The following is a 23,947-nucleotide window of genomic DNA, read 5'->3' on the forward strand; positions in this document are numbered from 1 at the left end:
AACAAGCTGGACCGCTAGTGTGACAACGGGCACGGTGACCTTGCCAAACACAACTGGCGTGGGTAACCTGAATGAGACCATTGCTAGCTTGCCGAACGGCGCGATGGTGACCTATGTGGTAACCGTGCAGACCCCGTCAGACTTCATGGACGAACTGGTGAACGCGGTACAGGTAACGACACCTACCGAGGATCCCAATCCGGAATGCCTGACCTGTACAACGCCACCATTGACCCCTGATCCACAAGCCGATATTGTAACGGTGAAGGTCATCAGTGATGCAGGACGGACAGAATACACCCCCGGTGAGGCGGTTGACTATACGATTACCATAAGGAACAATGGCCCGAACGATGCGATGGACGTGAATATCATGGATACGGCTCCTGCGGGAACCACCATCAGCAGTTGGACGGCGAGCGTGACAACAGGTACCGTGACCTTGCCGAACACAACTGGCACGGGTAACCTGAACGAGACGATCGCGGTATTGCCGAACGGCGCGGTGGTGACCTATGTGGTAACCGTGCAGACGCCATCCGACTTCAGGGACGAGCTGGTGAACGCGGTACAGGTGACTAGCCCGACCAAGGATCCCGATCCGGACTGTCCAGATTGCGTGACCCCGCCACTTCCACCGTTGCCGGCATCGGACCTAAAGGTCACCAAAACTGTGGATAACAATAGCCCATTGATAGATACCGAAGTCGTGTTCACGATTGAGGTATCCAACGCGGGTCCGAATGATGCAACAGGTGTGGAAGTTGTCGATAAATTACCTTCTGGCTATACCTTCGTTTCCCATGAGACCGCAACCGGTTCTTATGATGAAACATCGGGCATATGGGCCGTCGGCAATCTTACGAATGGTGGTAATGCGTTATTGCGTATCACTGCCCTGGTCAATCCTTCGGGAGATTATAGGAATACGGCCCAAATAACAGGAAATGAGCAAGATCCTGAAGAGGACGACAACGATGACGAAGTTACCTTGATACCCGTTCATCCGCCAGAGGCCGAAGATGATGAAATGGTTGGAAAGGCCAATGAAAATATCGTTATTCCAGTGGTAACGAATGATGAAGGAGCAACTTATCCGTTGGATCCATCATCCATCGAAATCATCAGTCAGCCTCAGCATGGCACAGTGGTGGTCAATGCAGATGGCACGGTGACCTATAGACCTAATCATGGGTATGTGGGGAATGACACATTCACCTATCGGGTGAAAGATAGCGAAGGGAATTGGAGTAACGTGGCGGTGGTATCCATCACGGTGGAAGCAAATCCATTGAAAATTCCGAATGTCTTCACCCCGAATGGTGACGGTCAGAATGATCTGTTTGAGATTGTCGGTATCGAAGGGTTCGACAGGGTTGAACTAACCATCTTCAATCGGTGGGGTAATGAGGTCTACCGCCATCGTGATTACAATAACACTTGGGATGGTAAGGACCTGACTGAAGGAACATACTTCTATATTTTGACCCTATACAGAGGAAGTACCCAACAAGTTGAAAAAGGCTGGGTGCTCCTTAAACGGCAATAGGATTGGATTATGGGCAATCGGCTTGGTAAAAAAGTCGGTTGCCCTTCTACAAACCAATAAGATAACACGATGAAATTAAAAACCTTATTAACGATAATGGCCCTGGGTACTGCACTCATTGTCCGTGGACAGCAAAACATCCAGTTCACACAGTACATCTTCAATTCGATGAGTATCAATCCCGCCTATGCAGGCTATAAAGAGGAATGGTTTGGTCAGTTGGGTTTGCGGAGTCAATGGGTGGGACTTGACGGGGCGCCAGAAACGGGCTCATTGTCCGTCGATGGGGTATTGGATCCAACGAATAAACGGCATGGATTGGGTATTCAGATGACGGCCGACAGGATTGGCCCCCAAGCGGCCACCGCGTTTTACGCCAATTATGCTTTTCGGTTGCGCTTGAACGACGAGGATACGCAACGGTTGAGTTTTGGATTAGGGGCAGGTTTTACCCAGTACAGCCTTGATGGCGTGATGCTAGACCCGGTGACACCAGGCGACCCGAACCTGCCGCCAAACAAAATCGCCAATTTCATACCCGATGTCCGTTTTGGTGTCTATTACTATAATCCGAGTTGGTATGCTGGGGTATCAATCATGGATTTATTGTCCGGCGACCAGAGCAACAATATTTTCCGCTGGGACAATACGACCACCGATAACATCCGGCGTAAACGCCATATCTATTTTATGGGCGGGGCATTGGTCAACCTTAGTGAAGGGACCAAGCTGCGGCCCAGTCTATTGGTCAAGGAGGATTTCAAGGGCCCCACGAGCCTTGATCTCAATGCGATGTTCATCTTCGCCGACCGGTTTTGGATCGGGGGAGGATGGCGTACCGGGGTTACGGTATTCAAAAAGGATTATGAACGCGTTACAGGAAACCGTTTAGATCGACGGAATTCGATTTCAGCCATTACCCAGATCTATATTACAGAGGCGTTGCGTATCGGTTATTCGTATGACCATATCCTGAGCAGGTTGAGTAATGTGCAGAATGGATCACATGAGGTGACATTGGGAATTACGTTTGGCAAGCGGGCGAATCGATTGCTAAGCCCTCGGTTTTTCTAACGGGCGTATGGACATGTTTCGTTGACATTGCTGCGTTAATTGTGAGAATAGTTAAATATAACAAGAATATGAAGGAATCGTTATTCGCTAAAATTTACGTGATTATGGCTTTGGCCATCATGGCTTTGATCACTATTTGCATATTATTGGTTGCCCCGGCCTATGCCCAGGAACAGCCTAATTTGCGTGACCGTGCAGACGAGTTGTACCGGCGTTATGAATATGCAAATGCTTCGGTGTTGTATGAGAAACTTGCGAACCGGAGGAAGCCCCGTTTACAAGACCTGGAACGTCTTGCCGACAGCTACACGAAAATGAATGACTACGAATCTGCTGAAAAATGGTATTCCAGCGTCATCGAACATGAGGATAGTGCGCCCGAAAACTTGCGGCATTACGGCCAGGTGCTAAAAGTAAATGGGAAATATGAGGAGGCTAAGCAGCAATTGGAAGCGTATGCGTCCCTTGCTGGTGACCGTGAATCAGTGGCCAGGCAAATCGCGGGCTGTGACTCTTCCATGGTTTGGATCAAGCAACCTACGGGACATCATGTGCAAAATGAGGCGGCTGTGAACACGGATTTGTCGGAGTTTGCCACGTTCCCTAATGATGGCGCAGTTTACTATACGGGTGAACCTGGAAAAGGACTGGGTTTCAATTCCTATGGTTGGACGGGCAACGCATTTCTACGGATTTATTCAGCTAAACGTTCCACGGATAATAGGTTATCCTCCCCACAGCTGGCAGATGCAGTGCCCAATGATGAACGTTACCATATCGGCCCGATAGCGACGGACAACACGGGGAGCACCTTATTTGTAACCCGCACCTATCCCGGTAAGGAAGGAGAGGTGACCAAAGAACGGCGGAAAAAATACCGCACCCAGAACTTGGAACTTTATATTTATACCAAAACTTCAGAAACCGGCCAATGGGAAGCTACACCATTTCCTTATAACGACGTGCAAAAATACTCTTTAGGCCATGCGGCATTGAGCAATGATGGCAATATACTCTATTTTGCAAGCGATATGCCGGGTGGTTACGGTGGTACAGATATCTGGTTTTGTAAAAAGCAAACGGATGGAAGCTGGGGCACTCCCGTAAATGCTGGATCCGCGGTAAACAGTGAAGGGGAGGAACTATTTCCAAACATTGGCCCAGATAACAGCCTGTATTATTCCAGCGATGGATTGGTAGGGATGGGAGGACTGGATATTTTCCACGCGGAAGGAAGCGGGGATCGTTGGTCGGAATCAAAAAATCTGCGGTATCCCATCAATTCATCAGGAGATGACTTCGCTTATATCGGTACATTGGAAGATGAAGAAAACGTATACGGCTACCTTTCATCCAATAGAACTGGGGGAAAGGGAGCCGATGACATTTATTCATTCACATTAGATAAACCAAAAATTATCATCATCCTGCAAGGGACAACATCCGATAAGCAGACTGGAGCACGCTTAGCGGGCACCGCGATTACGCTTTTTGATGGCGAACGTGAAATCGTCGCACGGCAAAGCAGCACCCGTGAAGGGACATTTGAATTCGTGCTTGACCGCAACCGTGTATATTCCGTGTTGGGCACAAAAGAGGGATATCAGCCTGATTCAGCGGCAGTGAGTACGATGGGAATAGTGAAAAGTGACACGTTAGAAGTGGCTTTATTGTTGGAACCCGAGTTTGTTGTAGGGCAAAATATTGAGCTGGAGAATATTTATTACAATTTTGATAAACACAATATCCGCCCAGATGCCGCGGAGATATTGGATAGGTTGGTACAAATCATGAATGATTACCCCACATTAAAAATCCGCCTCTCCAGCCATACCGACAGCCGTGGCAGCGATGAGTATAACATGGGCTTATCGCAGCGACGTGCGCAAGCCGCTGTCGACTATTTGGTAGGCAAAGGCATCGTTCGTGAACGGATGATTGCCCAAGGCTTTGGGGAGAGCCAACTGGTCAACAAATGTGCTAATGGTGTGCCTTGCTCGCGGGAAGCCCACCAAGCTAATAGGCGGACCGAAGTGACCGTGCTGGAGTATTGATCGAATAAAACTTATTTTTCGAAATGGTTGACCAATCCGGATTTCGGATTGGTCAATTTTATTTACAAGCCCGTTTAATCGCAGCCATTTAATCGCAACAACCATGTCAGGTTTGTTATTTTTTTTACGATTCTGTAATTTTATTTCCATTTTTATGCATTTTTGTTAGCAAAACCAATAAAAATGAAACATTTAGTTACTTGGATTATTTTTTTATTAATTTATACTCCCGAAACCTTTTCACAAACCGGCGGAAACCAACAGGATGCTTTTGACAGTACCTTCTATCACATCTATATGCATACGGCCAGTGAAGATGTCAGGCTTGCCCTGAAGGCAGCCGATTCACTCTACCAAACTTCCGTCAGTGATATCCATAAAATACGTTCGTTGATGCTAATCGGTGATATGTATCACCGCATGGCCAATAGGGATTCCTCGATTTTTTATGCCATTGAAGCGGAAAAAATAGCGGTAAAGGCGAATATATACGATTGGCAAGCCCGCATATATGGCGTTCTTTCTACCCAATACCGAGAAACAGGATTACTAAGTGAGGGAAAAAAATATTTAGAAAAAGGGTTGAAAGCGATAGATAAGGTGGATGATGTAAACCGGTCGAAACTATATAAAGGCCAATGTTATCAGGAAATGGGATTCTATGCCTTGGAAGAAGAGCATTTGCAAGAGGCTATCCAATCGTTCAAATGGGCAGCGACATTTTTCAATGACCTTCCTGAATCACCAACCGTAAACTTTGCACTGACACAAAACGAAGAGCGGCTGGGATTGTGTTATTTAGAACGGGGGATTGTCGATTCGGCAAACTGTCACTATTTGAATGCCTTGGCGTTAGGAACCAGCACTTCAGATGCTGAAACTCCGCTCCATGGCTTTATTTATAGTGGACTGGGGCGTGTATATACGCTACAAGGTGCTTATCACGAAGCAAATGTGTATTTAGAAAAAGCACTTTCGACCGCGGAAACAACCGGGTTTCCCCACCTCAAAATCAGTGTATATAAGAGCCTCGCTTTATATCATAAAGCCACCAATAACAATGAGGATTACATGCATTACAGTGAAAAACATATAGAAGCCGTAAGGGATAATGCATCTAAACACAGTAGGTATGCCGATAACGTATTGGTTGGCATCCAGCAAAAACTAGTTGAAATGACTGCCTCCCACAAGATCATGAGCTCCGTTGCATCCGTTTTGATATTGCTCGGAGGAATGGGCATGGGGATATACATTTGGCAACAAAAACGGAATTATCGGCGCTTCAAGGAGCTTATTCATAGACTGAGAAAAGAAGGGCAGGCCGCCGGCAAGCCAGCTCCAGTTATGGTTGACTCTAGGGATAAGGAGCTAATGCCGGAAGACAAGAAGCAAGAACTGCTGAAAAAACTGGAGCGTTTTGAATCTTCGCTGCAGTTTACCGATAAAAATATTTCCATTGCCGTGTTGGCAGGAAAAATGAAAACCAATACAAAATACCTCTCCCATATCATCAATAATTTTAGGCATAAAGACTTCAATACCTACATCAACGACCTCCGCATCAATTACATCATCGCCAAAATGGAAGAAGACAGCAGATACCTAAACTACAAAATCAGTTATTTGGCCGAGGAATGCGGCTTTTCCACTCATAGCCAATTTACGACCATCTTTAGAAACGTTACCGGTTTGGCACCATCAACTTTCATGACATACTTGAAAAAAACCAATAAGGACAAGAAACCTGTGATGGTCGATTAGAACCTAGTTATAAATGCGGTTGCCGACAGGGTACAGCAGCTGTTTATGCCGTGAAAATAAACATTGTGATAAACTTTTCATTTATAGTTAATTATGGGAGAATTCACCTTTCAAAATTCCGTCATATGACAAGGTAAACAGTTTGATTTACGGCTGCCGACCTGTAACTTTGACGCTTATTACTGCTTTTGTCCATGATGGAAATTTCTATTGCGAGTTTGTTCCTTATTTACATCTTGGTGTTGTGTATTGTTGGGCTGCTTACTTTTTTTTACATGCAGCGGCATGATAGCCGTGGCCAATTGATTTTGGTCCAGGACGGATTTGATCGTGTGATGATGGAGGCTACCCTAGATAAAAGGGTAAGGAGGCCATTGCTGAGGGGATTCTCCCGAGGGAAGCCAAAGCGGCCTGTTTCATACTGCAGTTGTTACGATAAGTTGACCCAGTATTTGGAAAATGCGGAACTTGATTTTTCCTATATCAGAGATGACTCCCGCATGGAGATTTGGATAAAAGAGAAGGAGTGGCTCCCCATCCTGATTTCCAGAATCGGTTTACGCCGATATCTTGTTTCATGGTGTGGAATAGCGTATGAAGTGAACGATGAGAAAAAAGTATACCATTATGTTATGAGATTTTGTGTGAATATAAAAGAAAGCAAAAAGAACAATTGGGGGCTATAACCGATGCAATGATTTAAGTATACCAACCGGATGGCGCTGGCACCTGAGGTGCCTATAGCGATACGTTACATCCATCTACCAAACAACAAGAGGGCTGATTCCTAAATCACCAATAGGCCAATCAATTTAGTTTGATTGGTCTTCTTTTATAGGTACATACCCAACCATTCTTCTTCAAAAACATTTAACTAGCCAACTTGTTATTGTTATCGATTGATAGCAATAGAAAAGAACTGTAATGATTGGAGATTTTCACCCATGGAATTATCTTTTTCGATACACAAGGCGCAAAGCCCGATCATTGCAGCAGCTATTCATGATGGTCATTTGATAGACGCTTCCCTATTGGACGACCTAGCGCTGCAGGAGCATGAACGTTTTCGAGAAGAAGACCCCTATACAGCTTATATGGCAGATTTGCCGGTAAGCCGGATTGATGTGCGGACTTCGAGGTTCCAGATAGATTTGAATCGCGCACGCGAGCAAGCCATATATCGGCGTCCAGAAGATGCTTGGGGCCTACAGGTGTGGCGTCGGCCCTTGCCCAAAACCAGCATCCTACAGTTATTGGACGAGTATGATCGTTTCTATACGGGGGTCGCGCAACTGCTTCAATGGACCATTGCGATGTTTGGGAAGTTCGTGGTTTTAGACATCCATAGCTATAATCATCGACGATCAAATCCTTTAGAAGCTGCAAGCATCAGTGAGAATCCGGAAATCAATATCGGAACGGCATTTAATTACGGAAAATGGCAGCTATTGGGCCGCCGTGTGGTTCGTTTCTTGTCGTATCATTCCATTTTGGGGCATTTCCCGGATGTTAGGGAGAATACGAAATTTGGAGGAGGGACATTTGCCGAATGGGTCAATCGGTATTACGGTGAATATGGATGTGTGCTTTCCTTGGAATTCAAAAAAACGTTTATGGACGAATGGACAGGCAGGGTGGATATCCGGCATCTAAACGATATTAGAATGGCATTAAAGGGGTGTATCCCTTTTCTATTGGATCAGCTTGATGTTCAAAGCAAACTTACTTAATGTGGGATGGCCATTAACGAAAAAAAATATATTAACCGTATCGTGGATAAACTCAAAAAGGGTCTTCCACTTCATATCAGTTTGCCCAATAAGGGTGAGTTGGTTATGGATAGACCAGTTCCCTTTTTGCTGGTTTACCGTATACCACCCGATAGTGAGGATGAATTTACATTAACCCTGGGCAAAACGGAGTCTGCTTATTTGGTAGCCCCGGATACCGATGACTGGACAGTTACACCCATCATTAAGGCGATAGCTAATACCTTGGCAGATCAATTCGGAGGATTTATGCTGTTAGAAGTATGGTTATCCAATCAGGACGACTCGGCTACGTTTACCATCCATATTAACCAAAAAAGTGTGTTGCCGATAGCGGAAAAACTACAGACAGAGTTGCAAAATATTCAGCTTAGTCAGGGGATAGCTATGGATGTAACGCTCAGTAAACGGAAGAAAATGCCATCTCCGCCCTATTATGAGGCATTGTTAAGCAACGAGGAGGCCCGCAAAAGCGAAATCCATGTCATTGGGCTTGAAATCGCCCCCATTTATATCAATCGGCAAACTGGCTCACCGTATCCATTGTTTCTACGGGAATTGCGTGAGGGCTTTGGAAAGGCATTGCGGAAAAGTTTCTTCGAATTTGTACGGATGCAAACATCCTATAACGCGGCCCATTTTGAGATGTTGGGCACCACTGAACTGCATGAAACAGTATGGGAAATCGATGATAAATTGGCTGAATATAGCAACCAGTTTGATTTCCTCCTGTTGGTAACCCCAATCAATGCCAAAGAGGCATGGGAGGATTTTTGTAAAAGCAAGTACCAGAAACCCCCAGTATTTCACTACCGCCCCATGCCTATAGATCCCGAGCTAATTAAAAGGAAGTTGTATTGCCTATCCATTGAAGATATAGCGGATCCAACGATAGCCTACCTTTTTCGGGATAAACGCAAGGAAATAGACCGCATGCTCAACATGTTGGGTGAACGGGAGAAGCCCGATTTCCTCTATAGTAGCCAACAGCTATTTGGCAACATCGAGGAAAACTTGCTCGAAACGGCCCGTGCCATATTGGTGGCTGCCGAACTAAAACGGTCATCTGAAGAAAAGGAGATGTTGAATGCCAATGAATTTGCACAATTGGCGAGAGTTGAACTGCAATACCTGAAAAATCAATATGATATCGTATCCACCGCCGTACGTGTGAGAGACGACGTGGAAGGTGTCATGGTATCGCGGGGCACGCTCAATATCGGGAGCCGCTATCGCATTGCTAAGGAACGGGCCTTTGCATTGCTTCAACATGAGATTGGCACACATGTAGCCACGTATTACAATGGGATGGCCCAGCCTTTCAAGCTATTTCATGTAGGGGTGCCGGGCTATGAACAATTGCAAGAAGGGCTCGCCGTGCTAACCGAATATATGGCTGGGGGGCTCACTAATGATCGGATGCGTATACTTGCCGCCCGTGTGGTGGCAGTATATCACATGGTAGCGGGCAATTCATTCCCCGATACATTTGCCATGCTTACGGACAAATACAAGTTTAGGTCCGAGTTGGCATTTTATATTGCCATGCGGGTATATCGGGGAGGAGGGCTTACAAAGGATGCGGTATATCTCAAAGGGTTGCTGAATGTGATCGAATACATCAAACAGGGCAAAGACATTACGAAGTTGCTCGTGGGTAAGATCCGGCAAGATTATCTGCCGGTTATCGAAGGGCTGATGCATAGGCAGCTGCTCCGGCCATCACCCCTGCGCCCCAGGTTTTTGGAGAAACCCTACTTCGATCGGATTGATGAAATCAAAAAAGGAGGTAGTGTGTTTAAAATGATAAATTAGCTCTGCTGTCAGCTATGGGCCGTCAGCTTATCCCAGTTTTATAACATTTACTTTTCACTTTTGTATATGAACATCGCTTTTCTAGTCAATCAGACACACAAGGAAAAGGTGGATTACACCACCACCGGGCTTGCGCTTGAGGCCCACCGCTTGGGTCACAAGGTATACTACATCGGTGTGGGTGATTTGGCCTATTTTGCAAATGGACAGATAGGTGCCCATGCACGTGTTGTACCCCAAAAGGAGTTTCGCTCAACGTCCACCATGCTGGAAGCCCTACGGGAAAGTGAAAAACAACGAATCAGTGCCAAGGAATTGGATGTACTGTTACTAAGAAACGACCCCGTTATGGATATGGAAAGTCGGCCATGGGCACAGGATGCGGGTATCCTATTTGGACAGTTGGCTAGCCAGCAGGGAGTGGTCGTGCTCAATGACCCAAATGGGCTTGCCCATGCTTCCAGTAAGCTATATCTGCAATATTTCCCGGCAAAGGTACGTCCCGATACCATCATCACCCGTAACCTGGTAGATGTGGAAAAATTCTATCACGACCACAAACGTAAAATCATCCTAAAACCATTGAAAGGCTCAGGGGGTAAAAATGTGTTTCTTGTGGATGGTAAAGAAGACAAAAACATGAAACAGATCGTGGAAGCTATTTGCAGGGACGGTTTCTTGATTGCGCAGGAGTATCTCCCTGAAGCAAGAAAAGGAGACATCCGTTTGTTCTTGCTCGATGGGGATGTGCTGCAAGTGGGTGGGAAGATAGCTGCTATCCGTCGCGTTCAAAAAACAGGCGATATCCGCAGCAATATCCACCAAGGTGGGCAAGCTCAAAAGGTGAAAGTGACCAAGCAATTGTTGGATGTCGCAGGAGCAGTTGCCCAGAAATTGAAAGAAGACGGAATGTTTTTAGCAGGATTGGATGTCGTAGGCAACAAACTAATGGAGATAAATGTCTTCAGCCCGGGTGGATTACAGGTAGCCAGTGAGTTATATGGTGTTGATTTCTGCAATGCCGTCATGACTACTGTGGAACAACGAGTTGGTGGGTAACGAGTCGGTCTGAAGGCGGCTTTACCAGCCACCGCCACCTCCGCCACCACCCCCACCGCTGGAGGAACCCCCGCCGGAACTACCAGAACTCCAACTGCTACTGCCCGATGAACCAGATGAAGAACCTGAGGAGCTTGGTGGTGCTGGATTGACCGCTCCGCTGAAGCTGGCAAGCACGCCTACCGTGGCAACATTGAATGTGGTCATGGAATCGCCAGTATACCAATCGGGCTCATAGCCCAGTTTTTCCAATTCGTTCTTGAATTTTTCAGCCCATTGGTTTTCTACATCGAGGGCGAAGGCGTATGGAAGGAATTTTTCAAACAGTTCGGGCGTATGGTCGGGCGGGTTGAGTATGTTCAGTCGGTGCTCTTCCACGGTTTCCAAGTACATTTTGAAACCCAGTATTTTGCTCATCGTTGTGGCACCAACTTCAGTTGGCACTTTGACTAAACGTACAAACAACACATATAGACCGATGCATGCTACCATGAAAAAGGCCAAAACGTAGTTGATTTGATCAGCAGTGGCAAGTATCGAAACCAAGGGCACCGCCCCGAAAATAAGCCCGAAACCAGTCAACAATAAGCCAATGAAAAAATTACCTTTGAATACTTCATTAATTCCCAGCACCGTAATAACACCTCCAAATGCAACAAAAGGAGTCACGAATAGCAATAAAAAGTCGGTATCCCGTGCTTCGACAATAAAATAGACCACCAGTGCCAGCAACAGAGCAAGGAACCCCCAAATCGCCTGGCGGGTATTTTTTAGAAAGTAATCTTTGATACGGATATCATTGGTGATGGTTTTTTTCAATACGTCTTTGGTTGACCGGAGCGTGGTGCCATTGCTTGCCGCTGTGCTGATACTTTTACGCGAGCGAAATAATTTTTGAAAAACTTCGGCTTCTTCTTTTGATAGCCCATCAGGTTCCTCACTTCTTTTCCTGAGCATATAGTTTTCCTTTTTAGTCCGTGGCACGGCTATCGTAATATGCTTTTTAACCGCCATATTGATCAACGCCGTTGTAAAGGTTTTGTCATCCACTTTCCGTTTATACAGGTAGCGCATTCGCGCAGGCGAAAGTTTGTCAGGTGGTTCATACTGGGCGATGATCGTAGGCATTTTGGGGTCACGGCCATGCCGATTCCATAAGAAGTAATAATACAGGAACAGGCCGAACACTAAAATTGCGGCTAACACATAGCTCTTGTAATCATTATAAAATCCTTCCAATATGCCGGGGCGCCGAATAAATCCTGGGGTAAAACCTACAGCGATAGCAAACCCTTCCCATTGATTCACGTTGTCCTGGGTTTGAAAATGAAGGGTACCATCACTATTGTCCGCATAGGTGCAGGCATTGGTGCTTCGATCAGCTGGCCCAGTATAGCATTGATGTTGCAACACGGACGCCCCCTTCGGGAGATGCAGGGTGATGGATGCGCGGCGTATGGTGAAATTCCATTTATCGCCCGTCACATTCCAGTAAATCTCATCATATCCATCGAAAAACCCTACATGGCCCTTTGTTTGGTAGGTGATGGTGTAGGTATGTATACCCGGTGTGAGCATCACATGCTCCTTGCCGATATAGATGCTGCGGTCATTACGTGTTTCCTCCGTGAAGAAATGTTCCTCAGCCCCATCTTTCCTAATATCGGTGATTTCAAAATCTATCCGTTTACGTATCCCATGTTTATTTATGCGGGAGGTGGGGATGGTGCGTACTAATCCCCGTTTAAAATCACGGCCAAGCGCATGGATGGTGATCTGTTCCGTCACGAGTAGCATCCCTGATGAATCCAGTTTCATATCCACATCAAAAGCGTGGATATATTCTTGGGTCATCCAATACAGACTGTCATTTCTAAATTCTTCAGACGATTGCCGGGCAGAAAGTTCCCCTTGGAAAAGGCACATGAAAAATGCACAAAGTACCAAAGGAAAAAGAATGATTGGATGTTTTAACATGATAGTTATGGGTCAGTATGGTGCTAAGGTATCGTTTTGGGTGGAAATGACCAAACGATACATCCTTTCTTCCGGGAAAATATATCCAAGTCCTTGGAAGGAGTAAAATGTTAAAAAATGGGGAGTGGTTGGTGGGAATTGCCAAAAAGCGATATATTAGCCAATGATTCCATACTAGATTGATTTGAATGAACCCTATCAAAAAAATACTTACTTGCTTTATCCTTAGTTTATTTTCAGTAGTCGTGTATGCTCAAGACACGACAAGCATCAATACCGTAGTGGAAAAGACGCAAAAACTGTTGGAAGCGTATCCAATAGAGAAAGTCCACTTACATTTTGACAAGCCGTACTATGCTGTGGGCGATACACTTTGGTTTAAGACCTATCTCGTTAGCAACTTATATGATTATGACCTCAGCAATGTGGTTTATGTGGACGTGATGAATGGACGCGATTCATTGATGCAGACATTACGTATCCCTTTGGCCAACAACACGGGGTCAGGGCATTTGGTGTTGGATCCAGAATGGTATGTACAGGATAATTATCGCTTTAGAGCCTATACCAAATGGATGGTCAATTTTAATTCGGCCTATTTCTTCAACAAAGTCGTCCCTGTAGGCGATGCGCTCACCGATGGGCTGCATTATACGATTATATATAACGATGCGAGCAAGGGGAAGGGTGCAAAGACCCAAGCCATTATCCAGTTTAAAGATCGGGAAGGCAAACCTTTGAGTAATAAAAAACTGACTTGGGCCGCAGTTGCTGGATGGGAGCCCATAGACGATGGCAAGGCACAAACGGATGCGATGGGCAACGCGACCATCAACATCATCGGGAAGGATCGGGAACTTTTAAAGAAAGGGAACCTGCATGTTTCATTGGAAACAGGAGGTGGGGATACCCCGATGATGGGCGCCTTTCCACTCCGATCGGCCCTTTGGGATGCCGATGTGCAATTTTTTCCGGAAGGCGGCGAACTCATTGCCGGACTGGTCAAGAAAGTTGCATTTAAGGCGGTGGGTAGCGACGGTTTGGGACTGACAGTGAAAGGGGAAGTGACCAACCAAAGCAACGAGGTGGTGGCCACATTTGCCGATACCAATTTGGGTATGGGGCATTTCACGTTCAACCCGGAACTGGACCAGCGCTATACGGCCAAGATAACTTTTGACAACGGTGAAACCCGCAATTATCCGCTGCCGGAGGTTATGGAACAAGGAATCAGTGTAACCGTACAGCATTCAGATACCGCCCAATTGCAATTGGCCATCATGGCCAATGAAGCGTATTACCAAGCACATAAGGACCAGGCATTTTACCTGATTGCGCAGAGCAATGGCATTTTGTGCTATGCCGCACAAGCGACATTGCGTACTGCAACGGTAGCAGTGAACTTGCCCAAAGAACGTTTTCCCACCGGCATTGCACAACTTACCTTATTCACATCGGATGCCAAGCCAATAAGTGAGCGGCTGGTTTTCGTTGAAAATATTAAACCGCTGGATATCCAGGTTACCACTGACCAAAAGGAGTATTCGGCTAAGCAGCAGGTTAAGCTCGGACTAGCCGTAAACAACAACGGCGAGCCTGCCGCAGGCAGCTATTCGATTGCCGTGATTGATGAGGCCAAAGTGCCGTATGAAGAAAATAAGGAAATCACTATCCTGAGTAATTTGTTGCTTACGTCTGACCTCGCAGGATATGTGGAGCAACCGAACTATTATTTCAACAAGCCAGACGAACAAAAGCGGGAAGCCCTCGATGCCCTATTGCTCACCCAAGGCTACCGCCGATTTTCCTATACGGATATTTTGGCTGATAAATACCCACAGGTGTATTTCCTCCCGGAACAGGGGATTTCGATTTCTGGTGTTTTGCGGTTAAACAATGGTAAACCAGTACCCAATGGAGGCTTATTACTTTCCATACCCGACAGAAGTTTCCGTAAGGATACGTATACAGATGAAAATGGACGGTTTGTATTTAATGACCTCGTGTTTACCGATTCGTCAAGGGTAACCGTCAACGCCCGCGGCAATGACAATTACAGAAATTTGGTGATTACCATGGATCAAACTGAGTTTCCAGGCGTCGATTCAAATAGATATCGTGGGGATGGCTTGCTTAACATCAATGATGCGATTGCACCTTATGTAACGAACAGCCGTAATGAGTATCGCACGTCCATCTTGCTTGAAGAGGTGGAGGTGACTGCTAGGGCCAAGCCATCAGCCTCACATAAGGATTACCCCGCCATTTCAGGATTGGGCATGGCTGATCACCGCATTGGGGTGGAGCGCCTCAAGGGTTGCAATATGTTGTTGATGTGCCTCCAAACCGCATTAACGGGGATTACATACGATAGCCAAAGCCAAAATTTCTTCATCACACGCGATTACAATGCCGGGGGGAGGATACCCGTACAGTTTTTTATCAATGGCATGGCGGTAGACGTGCCTTCGCTCAATGGTGTTGCTATAGCTGATATAGAAGGTATCGAGATTTTCCTGAGGGATGAGTTGGGTGTGGTGAGCCGAACCCACCAGAATAATGGCGTGGTATCCATCTATACCAAAAAGGTGGAGAAGGCCCCGAGAATGTCACTTAGCGAGATCGAAAGCTTATTGCCCAAAAGCAATATCATTGATCTTACTCCGCTGGGATATATCAAGGAGCGCAAGTTCTATACACCCAAATACGATACCCCTGAGCGGCGTGCGGTCAACGACATCCGGACAACCGTGTATTGGAATCCCGCCGTGACCACAGGAGAGGATGGGCAAACCCATATCGATTATTATAATGCTGATGGTCTTGGAAATTATCGGGTTGTTGTGGAGGGTATCGATGCACGGGGTAATATTGGCCGTACCGTATATCGATACACGGTGAAGTAAGAGAACACGTGCGCTTATGCCATCTCAGACGATGGCCGTATGAGGTTTATTGAGTAATATCCATGACGAAAGAAAGTGGAAAAAATATGCGGAAGATCATCCATATCGATATGGATGCCTTCTACGCCTCGGTAGAGCAGCGCGATTTTCCCGAATACCGAGGCAAGCCCTTAGTCGTTGGTGGTTCCCCAAATAGTCGTGGAGTGGTGGCCACAGCTAGCTATGAAGCCCGCCAATATGGGATACGCTCAGCCATGCCGTGCAGTATGGCGGCCAAGCTTTGTCCCCAAGTGTTATTTGTACCACCCCGATTTGATGCCTATAAGGCCGTTTCGATTCAAATAAGAGATATTTTTCGCCGTTATACCGATTTCATCGAGCCGCTTTCGCTTGATGAGGCTTATTTGGATGTAACGACCGATAAACTAGGGATAGGCTACGCGATGGATATTGCCCGCCAAATCAAGGAGGCTATTCATGAGGAACTGCTATTGACGGCTTCGGCCGGTATATCCATCAACAAGTTTGTTGCCAAAATAGCCTCCGACATGAATAAACCGGATGGACTTACCTTCATAGGCCCTTCCCGGGTGGAACGGTTTATGGAAGGCCTTCCGGTGGAAAAATTCTTTGGGGTGGGGAAGGTGACCGCTGCGAAAATGAAACAATTACAGCTATTTACGGGTGCCGATCTCAAACGACTGACCGAAGCGGATTTAGTGAGGTTATTTGGTAAGAGTGGGCGTTTTTATTACCGTATTGTGCGAGGGATAGACGACCGGCCTGTACAGCCCGACCGTGAACGTAAATCGCTGGCGGTGGAGGATACGTTTAGTAAAGACCTCATCCATATGGATGCGATGGAGGAGGAGCTTGGCAAAATTGCCTCGAAATTGGCTAGCCGCCTAAAAAAAAGTCAACTTAAAGGACGCACGTTTACCCTTAAAATTAGATTTGCTGATTTCAGGCTCATTACCCGAAGCCATTCTTTACCTTATTATACCGATGATTCCGAGGAAATGCTTGCTATTGCTCGCCAATTCCTCCAACTAGTGGTAGCACAGGATCCGATGCCTATACGGCTATTGGGTATATCGGTGAGCAATTTTGATAATATCCCGCTTACACCAAGCCAACTAAAGCTGTTTTGATTCTAGCGCTATACCTGCTGCCCATACTCCTCATCCTATCTCCACTTCCTTTTGGACAATTTTGACGGCATAACTGGTCGGCAATACACCTTTACCGTATCGCTGTGCATATACTTTGGTGAATTCCGCCCCAAAATAGAGGATGGCAGCCGAGTAATAAATCCACAATAGGAGTACGATGATGGAACCGGCAGCACCGTATGTAGAAGCTGGGGCACTATATAGCATGTACAGCGTGATGAGGTATCTGCCCAACATAAACAGCAATGCGGTAAAAACGGCCCCCCAAGCAATATCGCGCAGACGTAAACGGGCATCAGGTAAAACACCAAAAATAGTAGCAAAGAGGATGGTGATAACTAGGAAAGTAAGCCCAATATTGACCCATTGGATCATCCACATGGAAATATCGGGGAAGTACCGATTGATTTGGTTACTTAGGGCCATAATTATCCCATTCAATAATAGGGAGGCAATCAACAAAAAGCCCAGCCCAATAACCATGGAAAAAGAAATGGCTCGGTTAAGCAGCATTTTTAACCACCCCTTCTTGGGTTTCGGCTTTACGCCCCATATCCGGTTTAGTGAATCCTGTATCTCCACGAAGATGGTAGTAGAACCCATCACCAATGCAGCGATCCAAATGGCGACGCCCATCCCAGATTTATCAGAAATGCGGATTCGCTCAATGATCTGTTGGATTTGCGCGGCGGCTTCGAGGCCAAATAAATCCGTGAATTCTTCAAACACCTGCGCCTGTGCTCCTTGTTGGCCCTCGACGCGTTCCCCATACAGAAAGCCTACCAACCAGATAACAATTAGTAACAATGGAGCAATGGAAAACACGGTATAATAAGCCAAGGAAGCACTCATCTTCATGGCTTTGTCGTTAGAAAATTCTGAAAATGTTTCACCAAACAGCCCAAATACTTCCTTATAATATGATTTCCTAAAGCGTTTCAATATGGTAATGTGTTGATTCCCTTATGATAACCGAAATCAGCAAAATAAGTTTTATAATCGCTGCCTTGGAAAGCCTGCGCTAAGGTAACGGTGTCTATTCTTGATAGATGCTTTCTATCTCTTTTTCATAACGCTGCATGATTATTTTACGCTTTAGGCTCAGTTTCGGTGTAAGTTCCCCGGCGTCGATGGTCCATTCCTTTGGTAACAGCACGAATTTCTTTACTTTTTCCCATTGGCCAAAACCTTGGTTAAGCCGATCAAGTTCGCGCTGATACTTGTCGATTACCGCTGGTTTTTTAACAATTTCCATTTTTGATTCAAAAGGAATTCCTTTGATTTTGCACCAATTTTCCAGTACATCAAATGCAGGAACAATTAGCGCCGAAGGGAATTTCCGGTTTTCGCCAATGACCATTACATGTGCAATCAAGGTAGACTCCATGTATTTGTTTTCCAAAGCCTGTGGTGCCACGTATTTACCTCCCGCTGTTTTGAACATTTCCTTTTTACGGTCTGTGATCCGCAGAAAGCCATCAGCGGTTAATTCGCCAATATCACCGGTGTGAAAGTAGCCATCCTTATCAATAACTTCTGCGGTGGCAGCGTCATTTTTGTAATAGCCCATGGTGACATTTGGTCCTTTGCACAGGATTTCGCCATCGGAAGCGATTTTGACTTTTACGCTTGCCAACAGCTTGCCTACCGTTCCGAATTTTACCCCGCCTTTTTCCAAGCTGTTAACAGCGATGACAGGGGATGTTTCCGTAAGCCCGTATCCTTCGAGCACCGGTATGCCCGCTGCCCAGAATACACGTGCCAAACGAGGTTGGAGGGCTGCACCACCAGAGACAATAAGCTTGATATTGCCACCTAGCGCCGCTTGCCATTTGCTGAAAACCAATTTGCGGGCAATACCCAATTTGAAATTAAACCATGCGCTATTTTTACCGGGTTCTTTATTATTGAGCCCTAGATTGAGTGCCCAGAAGAAGATATGTTTTTTCAATCCGCTGAGATCTTTGCCTTTGGAAACGATTTTGTCATAAACTTTTTCCAATACGCGTGGTACGGTGGTGAACCCGTCGGGTTTCACATCGTTGATGTCCGCCACAATAGTGTCCAAGCTTTCGGCGTAGTAGATTTCTACCCCCTTTACAAAATACAGGTAAACCACCATGCGCTCAAAGATGTGACATAATGGCAAAAAGCTAAGCGCTTTTTTGAAGTAGTCTGGCAGCAGGTGATGACAGTCGTGTACGTTGCTCATGACATTTTTGTGCGAAAGGTACACGCCTTTTGGCTTGCCAGTTGTGCCGGAAGTATAGATGAGGGTCAGCAAATCGTCTTCGTGAACGGCGTCACGATAAGCGGAGAGATCGGTATCGTGTTGTTTGCCTTCCTCGACCAATTGCTGCCAAGAAGGTACATTGTCCACAGGATCAAAGGAGTAGATGGGGGTATCCAGGTTGTTTGCTTGCAGCGCGGCTTTTACCTTTTCATGTAGATCCACATTGCTTAGGAAGATGATTTTTACTTCGGCATCATTAATGATGAAGGAAAGATCATGGTCGGACAGGGTGGGGTATAGCGGAATAACGGCAGCACCAAGCTGGTTGATTGCGAAATCACAGAAATTCCATTCGGGTCGGTTAGATGACATCAATGCGATTTTGTCACCTTTGCCAATGCCCTTAGATACAAGCCCTTTGCTTAAGTTATCTACGATGGCCAAAAAAACATCAGTGGAATAGTTTGTCCACTTACCATCCGATTTCCCAGCTACCATTACAGGTTTGGCGTAGTTGTTTTTGTAGTGGGTCAATATATCAAAAATCCGGGTTGGTGACTTCATATACAAGTTTGTTTGGTTTATAATCCTAACGCTATGCAAGTTTAGCATTTAAGCACCTAAGTTAATAATAATTCGATTAAATCATAGAAATCGAGTGCACGACAAACCTGCGAAGCAAGATTGAATGAACAATTCTCGCAAGCACGCGGAGACCCGTTGCGCAGAGGGCGCTAAGTTGACGTCTTTGTTACTTTGCGTGAACCTTGTTGGGCCGCGAATGAAAATTGTTGTTGTGCATCCGTGAAAGTGATGATTGAGTTTGAGTTGTTAAACTATTGAAACAATAGCAATGTTGGCATTTGTTTTGAGAGCCAAAAAGGAAACTATATTCATATCATTATTGCATGGAAAAAAAACTCATTGCCTTATTAGTTGCCACAATTTTTGTCGGAATCACATATCACCAATCCTTAGCACAAGAAAGCAGTACATACACTCGGGCCATAGGTGGCCGTTTCGGTGTAGCGAACGGCATTACCTACAAACATTTCCTCAATGACACCCGTGCCATTGATGGGATCGTCAATTTCCAAGGCAATAGAAATTTTACGATTTTCAAGGTATTGGGGTTGTACGAAATCCATAAGCCGATCGACTTCGTAGATGTTGAAGGCTTGCAGTGGTATTATGGTTTTGGTGGAGGCCTAGGCGGATATCGGTATAAAGATACGGATGAAAGTGGGTTGGCTTGGAGCTTCGATGGTGTAGTTGGCGTTGATTATAAAATAACAACGGCCCCGATTAACCTATCGCTGGATTGGAAACCCACCATGGAACTGACTCCTGAATCGGGAGTTCGGTTTGACGGTATTGGGTTATCCATCCGGTTTGTATTTTAGTGGGCTATCGGCTATCAGCTTTCGGCTAATGACCGCTTGCTGATAGCCGATAATCGAAAGCCGATAGCTAACCAATCATTCCAACGATAACCAAATCTTCCCCAGTTTTTCCTGCTCCGGTGTCGCATTTTGTAATGGAACGATATTGAATACTCCTTTCTTTTCTTTTCCTAAGGTGATTTCCAATTCACGTACCTTTCCATCCCTAGCGATCAATACCTTGGCCACATCTCCGATGGACGCTGATTGCAGAAAGCGGGTCATTTCTTTATTATTGGCATCCAAGCGTTCACCATTGATAGCAATAATTTCATCCCTTACATTGATGCCTCCGTCCCAAGCACCGGTGCCCCGGGTTACGCCAGTTACCATAATGCGACCATCAGTTACCGAAGTTGACATACCAAAGTCGGGCAATTCGCGTCCTGAATTATAATCAATCAATTGATAACCTACGGCATTTAAATAATGGTTATAGTCTAATGGTTCCACAGTATGTGCTGCACGGAAAATGTCGGCGACGGATATCGTGGCTATCTGCTCGATTAATGCTTGCAACTCATGTTCTTCGAAGCCACGTTTCTTCTTGATATAAAACTCCTCATAAGCCACCTTCAGGACATCGTCCAGCCGTTTTTCGCCGTTGGTTGCCGCAAGGATTTGCAAATCGAGCATCATGGCGAGCAAAGCGCCTTTGTTGTAATAAGAGACACTCGTGTTCGCTGAATTTTCATCGGGGCGATAATGTTTTATCCAAGCGTCGAAGCTAGCCAATGCCACAGGTTGTACCCGTTGGCCAGCGCGGTTTTCAACCGCATTTACATCATTGGCCAATGCTTGAAGATAAGTCGCTTCATTCATAAATCCACTACGGCGGAGGATAAGGTTATCGAAATATGCCGTAAAGCCCTCCATTATCCATAATGCGGTCGTGTAGTTTTCGGCATCGTAATTAAAGGGGCCGAGTTCGATCGGGCGGAGTCGTTTGACATGCCACAAATGGAAGTATTCGTGTGCCACAAGCCCTAGGAAACCTACGTAAGACCGTTCGTTTTGATAGCCGTTTCTGCTTGCCCCCAACACGGTGGAGTTGAGATGCTCAAGTCCACCACCACCCGATTGGAAGTTGTGCACGATAAACACATAACGTTTGTTTGGGTTTACACCAAACACGCTTGTTGCCTCCTCCACAATCGCTGCACAATCGCTTTTCAGGCGTTCCCGATCATAATTGCCTCCTCCTACCATGGCAATCTCATGGTGCACACCAGCGGCATCGAATGTAAAGATATCTTGGTTACCCACCTCGATCGGCGAATCGAACAAAATGTCAAAATCTTTCGCGCTGAACGTGCCGGGTTTCCCAGCAACGGGTTTGAGTCCCGTAGAGATTTTAGACCATGAAGGATGTGGGATAACGGTCACCTCTACCGGATGGTCTATCATCCCATCTACATACATGAATGTAGCCGCGGGCGATAGAAATGCATGCACATCATCTATAAAATTGGTTCGCACCGACACCTCAAATCCATAAATGCGGTAATGTATGATCACGTTGTCGCTTTTGTTTGATGCAATGCGCCATGTGTTCTTACTGGTTTTCTCAACGTCCATGGGATCTCCGTTTGCACTGCATGCTTCAACGCTTTCCACATGCCGCGAATATTCCCTGACCAAGTATGAGCCAGGAGTCCATACCGGCATTTTCACATCGATATAATCCTTGCGAAGGCCCGAAATCTCCATTTTGATTTCGGCATAATGTGCTTGTGGTTCTTTGAACGAAACTTCGAAATGGACACGGGTGTTGGCATAGGTAGTTACAGTGGTCATAATGACTAATAGATTGACAACGATTCTTTTCATGACTGTGTTAAGTAGGAAAGTACAAAAGTATAAGTATAAGGTAAACCGCCAAAGGAATATGCTAATAATTGCAAATTAAGATAACTAAAGGGACGCTAGCTGTAAAAAATGTGATACAGCTAAAAAATACCTTTTGATTACAGTAGTTTTGACAAATGTAAAGGTGTATATTTATTTCTGATTGTTGCATCCAAACGAGACACCTTGCATCTATATTTCAGTTTATAACGATGAAGAAAAAATACCTATATATTACGATTGCCATTGTTGCTGTCGCTTTTGTGAGTTACCGACTAACCCGAAGTGACAACGCCAAAGTAGCTCCTCCAGAGGCAAGGCCTGGTGGGGGAGCTATGGAAGTCAATGCTATCGTGGTTAAACCCCGCCAGTTTGCTAATGTGATTACCCTGTCCGGCTCCATCGAACCCAATGAAAAAGTACAGATACGTAGTGAGGTGTCCGGTATTGTAAGAGCGCTATCATTCCGTGAGGGAGCTGCGGTGCAAAAAGGCCAGGTATTGTTTCGTATTGACGATTCGGAATTGCAGGCGCAGTTAATCCAAGCGCAAAGCAGTGAAAAATTGGCTGAAGATAATGAAAACCGTGCCCGTCTACTACTGGAGAAGGAGGCCATCAGCCAGCAGGAGTATGATGTGGCGCATGCTGATTATGAATCGACCAAGGCCCAGACCGTACTCATCCGTGCCCAGATAGCCAAAACCTCCGTTCGAGCTCCTTTTAGCGGGAAGATAGGTCTTCGATCGATTTCCGAAGGAGAATACCTCACTCCAACCACCGTAGTGGCCAATTTGCTGAGTATCAATCCGGTTAAAATTTTGTTTTCAGTACCCGAGAAATACGGTAGCCATATCCATGTGGGGCAAGGGCTGAACTTTAGCGTTAGTGGATCCGACACCAAGTATCACGCGGAAATTTATGCCGTCGAACCAGGGGTGGATGCCACGACACGAACCATTAGTATCAGGGCAGTGGCTGAAAATCCGGGAGAGCAGCTTTTCCCCGGTTCTTTTGCACGTATTGAATTATCATTGGACAGTAAGGAAGATGCGGTATTGGTGCCCACCGAGGCGGTGATTCCCATCCAAAATGGCAAACAGGTGTATTTATTAAAGGATGGGATGGCTAGAGCCACCGATGTTGAAGCGGAAAACCGCACCCGCACGGACGTATTGATCATCAACGGCGTAAATATCGGTGATACGGTATTAATTTCGGGTATCATGTCGCTCAAGGATGGTATGCCCGTACGCGTACAGGTTGTTGAACATAATTAAATTCCAAG

At 45.9% G+C, this 23,947-nt stretch carries 16 protein-coding genes; 12 read left to right on the forward strand and 4 right to left on the reverse strand.

Annotation, left to right across the window (positions count from 1 at the left end; translation table 11 throughout):
- The 8 genes from NF543_RS22810 to NF543_RS22845 form a co-directional block, all read left to right on the forward strand.
- A partial coding sequence (locus tag NF543_RS22810; protein ID WP_257670518.1) for a T9SS type B sorting domain-containing protein occupies nucleotides 1-1,549 on the forward strand: 1,549 nt, incomplete at its 5' end.
- A 69-nt stretch (nucleotides 1,550-1,618) separates the two neighbouring features.
- Complete coding sequence (locus tag NF543_RS22815; protein ID WP_257670519.1) at nucleotides 1,619-2,623, forward strand: PorP/SprF family type IX secretion system membrane protein; 1,005 nt, start codon at nucleotides 1,619-1,621, stop codon at nucleotides 2,621-2,623.
- Nucleotides 2,624-2,691: 68 nt separating this feature from the next.
- The gene (locus NF543_RS22820; protein WP_257670520.1) at nucleotides 2,692-4,677 is read left to right on the forward strand and encodes an OmpA family protein; all 1,986 of its coding nucleotides are present in this window, start codon (nucleotides 2,692-2,694) and stop codon (nucleotides 4,675-4,677) included.
- A 183-nt stretch (nucleotides 4,678-4,860) separates the two neighbouring features.
- Nucleotides 4,861-6,441, forward strand: coding sequence for a helix-turn-helix domain-containing protein (locus NF543_RS22825; RefSeq protein ID WP_257670521.1), 1,581 nt, complete (start codon nucleotides 4,861-4,863; stop codon nucleotides 6,439-6,441).
- Between the two features lie 194 nt (nucleotides 6,442-6,635).
- Nucleotides 6,636-7,127: a hypothetical protein gene (locus tag NF543_RS22830; RefSeq protein ID WP_257670522.1), complete on the forward strand. Its 492-nt coding sequence runs from the start codon at nucleotides 6,636-6,638 to the stop codon at nucleotides 7,125-7,127.
- Between the two features lie 258 nt (nucleotides 7,128-7,385).
- Nucleotides 7,386-8,171, forward strand: a complete 786-nt coding sequence (locus tag NF543_RS22835; RefSeq protein ID WP_257670523.1) for an N-formylglutamate amidohydrolase — start codon at nucleotides 7,386-7,388, stop codon at nucleotides 8,169-8,171.
- Nucleotides 8,172-8,213: 42 nt separating this feature from the next.
- On the forward strand, nucleotides 8,214-10,025 hold the full coding sequence (locus NF543_RS22840; RefSeq protein WP_257957556.1) for a peptidase MATCAP family protein: 1,812 nt from the start codon (nucleotides 8,214-8,216) through the stop codon (nucleotides 10,023-10,025).
- A 66-nt stretch (nucleotides 10,026-10,091) separates the two neighbouring features.
- Complete coding sequence (locus NF543_RS22845) at nucleotides 10,092-11,084, forward strand: ATP-grasp domain-containing protein (RefSeq protein WP_257670525.1); 993 nt, start codon at nucleotides 10,092-10,094, stop codon at nucleotides 11,082-11,084.
- Nucleotides 11,085-11,105: 21 nt separating this feature from the next.
- Here the strand turns inward: NF543_RS22845 and NF543_RS22850 are convergent, their stop codons facing one another.
- The gene (locus NF543_RS22850; RefSeq protein ID WP_257670526.1) at nucleotides 11,106-13,061 is read right to left on the reverse strand and encodes a DUF2207 domain-containing protein; all 1,956 of its coding nucleotides are present in this window, start codon (nucleotides 13,059-13,061) and stop codon (nucleotides 11,106-11,108) included.
- A gap of 188 nt (nucleotides 13,062-13,249) precedes the next feature.
- Between NF543_RS22850 and NF543_RS22855 the strand changes: the two genes are divergently transcribed.
- Complete coding sequence (locus tag NF543_RS22855) at nucleotides 13,250-15,967, forward strand: carboxypeptidase-like regulatory domain-containing protein (RefSeq protein WP_257670527.1); 2,718 nt, start codon at nucleotides 13,250-13,252, stop codon at nucleotides 15,965-15,967.
- A gap of 86 nt (nucleotides 15,968-16,053) precedes the next feature.
- Nucleotides 16,054-17,118, forward strand: coding sequence for a DNA polymerase IV (gene dinB, locus NF543_RS22860; protein ID WP_257957557.1), 1,065 nt, complete (start codon nucleotides 16,054-16,056; stop codon nucleotides 17,116-17,118).
- A 30-nt stretch (nucleotides 17,119-17,148) separates the two neighbouring features.
- Here the strand turns inward: dinB and NF543_RS22865 are convergent, their stop codons facing one another.
- Nucleotides 17,149-18,081, reverse strand: coding sequence for a YihY/virulence factor BrkB family protein (locus NF543_RS22865; RefSeq protein ID WP_257670529.1), 933 nt, complete (start codon nucleotides 18,079-18,081; stop codon nucleotides 17,149-17,151).
- A 94-nt stretch (nucleotides 18,082-18,175) separates the two neighbouring features.
- Nucleotides 18,176-19,936, reverse strand: coding sequence for an AMP-dependent synthetase/ligase (locus NF543_RS22870; RefSeq protein WP_257670530.1), 1,761 nt, complete (start codon nucleotides 19,934-19,936; stop codon nucleotides 18,176-18,178).
- Between the two features lie 344 nt (nucleotides 19,937-20,280).
- On the opposite strand from NF543_RS22870, the gene NF543_RS22875 reads away from it, so the two are divergent.
- Nucleotides 20,281-20,775, forward strand: a complete 495-nt coding sequence (locus NF543_RS22875; RefSeq protein ID WP_257670531.1) for a hypothetical protein — start codon at nucleotides 20,281-20,283, stop codon at nucleotides 20,773-20,775.
- Between the two features lie 75 nt (nucleotides 20,776-20,850).
- Here NF543_RS22875 and NF543_RS22880 read toward each other — a convergent pair whose 3' ends face one another.
- On the reverse strand, nucleotides 20,851-22,644 hold the full coding sequence (locus tag NF543_RS22880; RefSeq protein WP_257670532.1) for a M61 family metallopeptidase: 1,794 nt from the start codon (nucleotides 22,642-22,644) through the stop codon (nucleotides 20,851-20,853).
- A gap of 230 nt (nucleotides 22,645-22,874) precedes the next feature.
- Between NF543_RS22880 and NF543_RS22885 the strand changes: the two genes are divergently transcribed.
- Nucleotides 22,875-23,939 carry an efflux RND transporter periplasmic adaptor subunit gene (locus tag NF543_RS22885; RefSeq protein ID WP_257670533.1) on the forward strand — a complete coding sequence of 355 codons (1,065 nt, stop codon included), beginning with the start codon at nucleotides 22,875-22,877 and terminating at the stop codon, nucleotides 23,937-23,939.
- Nucleotides 23,940-23,947 lie beyond the last annotated feature (8 nt).

The sequence above is a fragment of the Parapedobacter tibetensis genome (assembly GCF_024704835.1).
GTDB lineage: Bacteria > Bacteroidota > Bacteroidia > Sphingobacteriales > Sphingobacteriaceae > Parapedobacter > Parapedobacter tibetensis.

What these genes read in the sequence shown, in the direction of transcription:
- NF543_RS22815 (WP_257670519.1), top strand. Translation starts at nt 1,619, where the DNA reads ATGAAATTAAAAACCTTATTAACGATAATGGCCCTGGGTACTGCACTC.
- NF543_RS22820 (WP_257670520.1), top strand. Translation starts at nt 2,692, where the DNA reads ATGAAGGAATCGTTATTCGCTAAAATTTACGTGATTATGGCTTTGGCC.
- NF543_RS22880 (WP_257670532.1), bottom strand. Translation starts at nt 22,644, where the DNA reads ATGAAAAGAATCGTTGTCAATCTATTAGTCATTATGACCACTGTAACT.
- NF543_RS22850 (WP_257670526.1), bottom strand. Translation starts at nt 13,061, where the DNA reads ATGTTAAAACATCCAATCATTCTTTTTCCTTTGGTACTTTGTGCATTT.
- NF543_RS22875 (WP_257670531.1), top strand. Translation starts at nt 20,281, where the DNA reads ATGGAAAAAAAACTCATTGCCTTATTAGTTGCCACAATTTTTGTCGGA.
- NF543_RS22885 (WP_257670533.1), top strand. Translation starts at nt 22,875, where the DNA reads ATGAAGAAAAAATACCTATATATTACGATTGCCATTGTTGCTGTCGCT.
- NF543_RS22825 (WP_257670521.1), top strand. Translation starts at nt 4,861, where the DNA reads ATGAAACATTTAGTTACTTGGATTATTTTTTTATTAATTTATACTCCC.
- NF543_RS22870 (WP_257670530.1), bottom strand. Translation starts at nt 19,936, where the DNA reads ATGAAGTCACCAACCCGGATTTTTGATATATTGACCCACTACAAAAAC.
- NF543_RS22855 (WP_257670527.1), top strand. Translation starts at nt 13,250, where the DNA reads ATGAACCCTATCAAAAAAATACTTACTTGCTTTATCCTTAGTTTATTT.
- dinB (WP_257957557.1), top strand. Translation starts at nt 16,054, where the DNA reads ATGCGGAAGATCATCCATATCGATATGGATGCCTTCTACGCCTCGGTA.
- NF543_RS22835 (WP_257670523.1), top strand. Translation starts at nt 7,386, where the DNA reads ATGGAATTATCTTTTTCGATACACAAGGCGCAAAGCCCGATCATTGCA.
- NF543_RS22830 (WP_257670522.1), top strand. Translation starts at nt 6,636, where the DNA reads ATGATGGAAATTTCTATTGCGAGTTTGTTCCTTATTTACATCTTGGTG.
- NF543_RS22845 (WP_257670525.1), top strand. Translation starts at nt 10,092, where the DNA reads ATGAACATCGCTTTTCTAGTCAATCAGACACACAAGGAAAAGGTGGAT.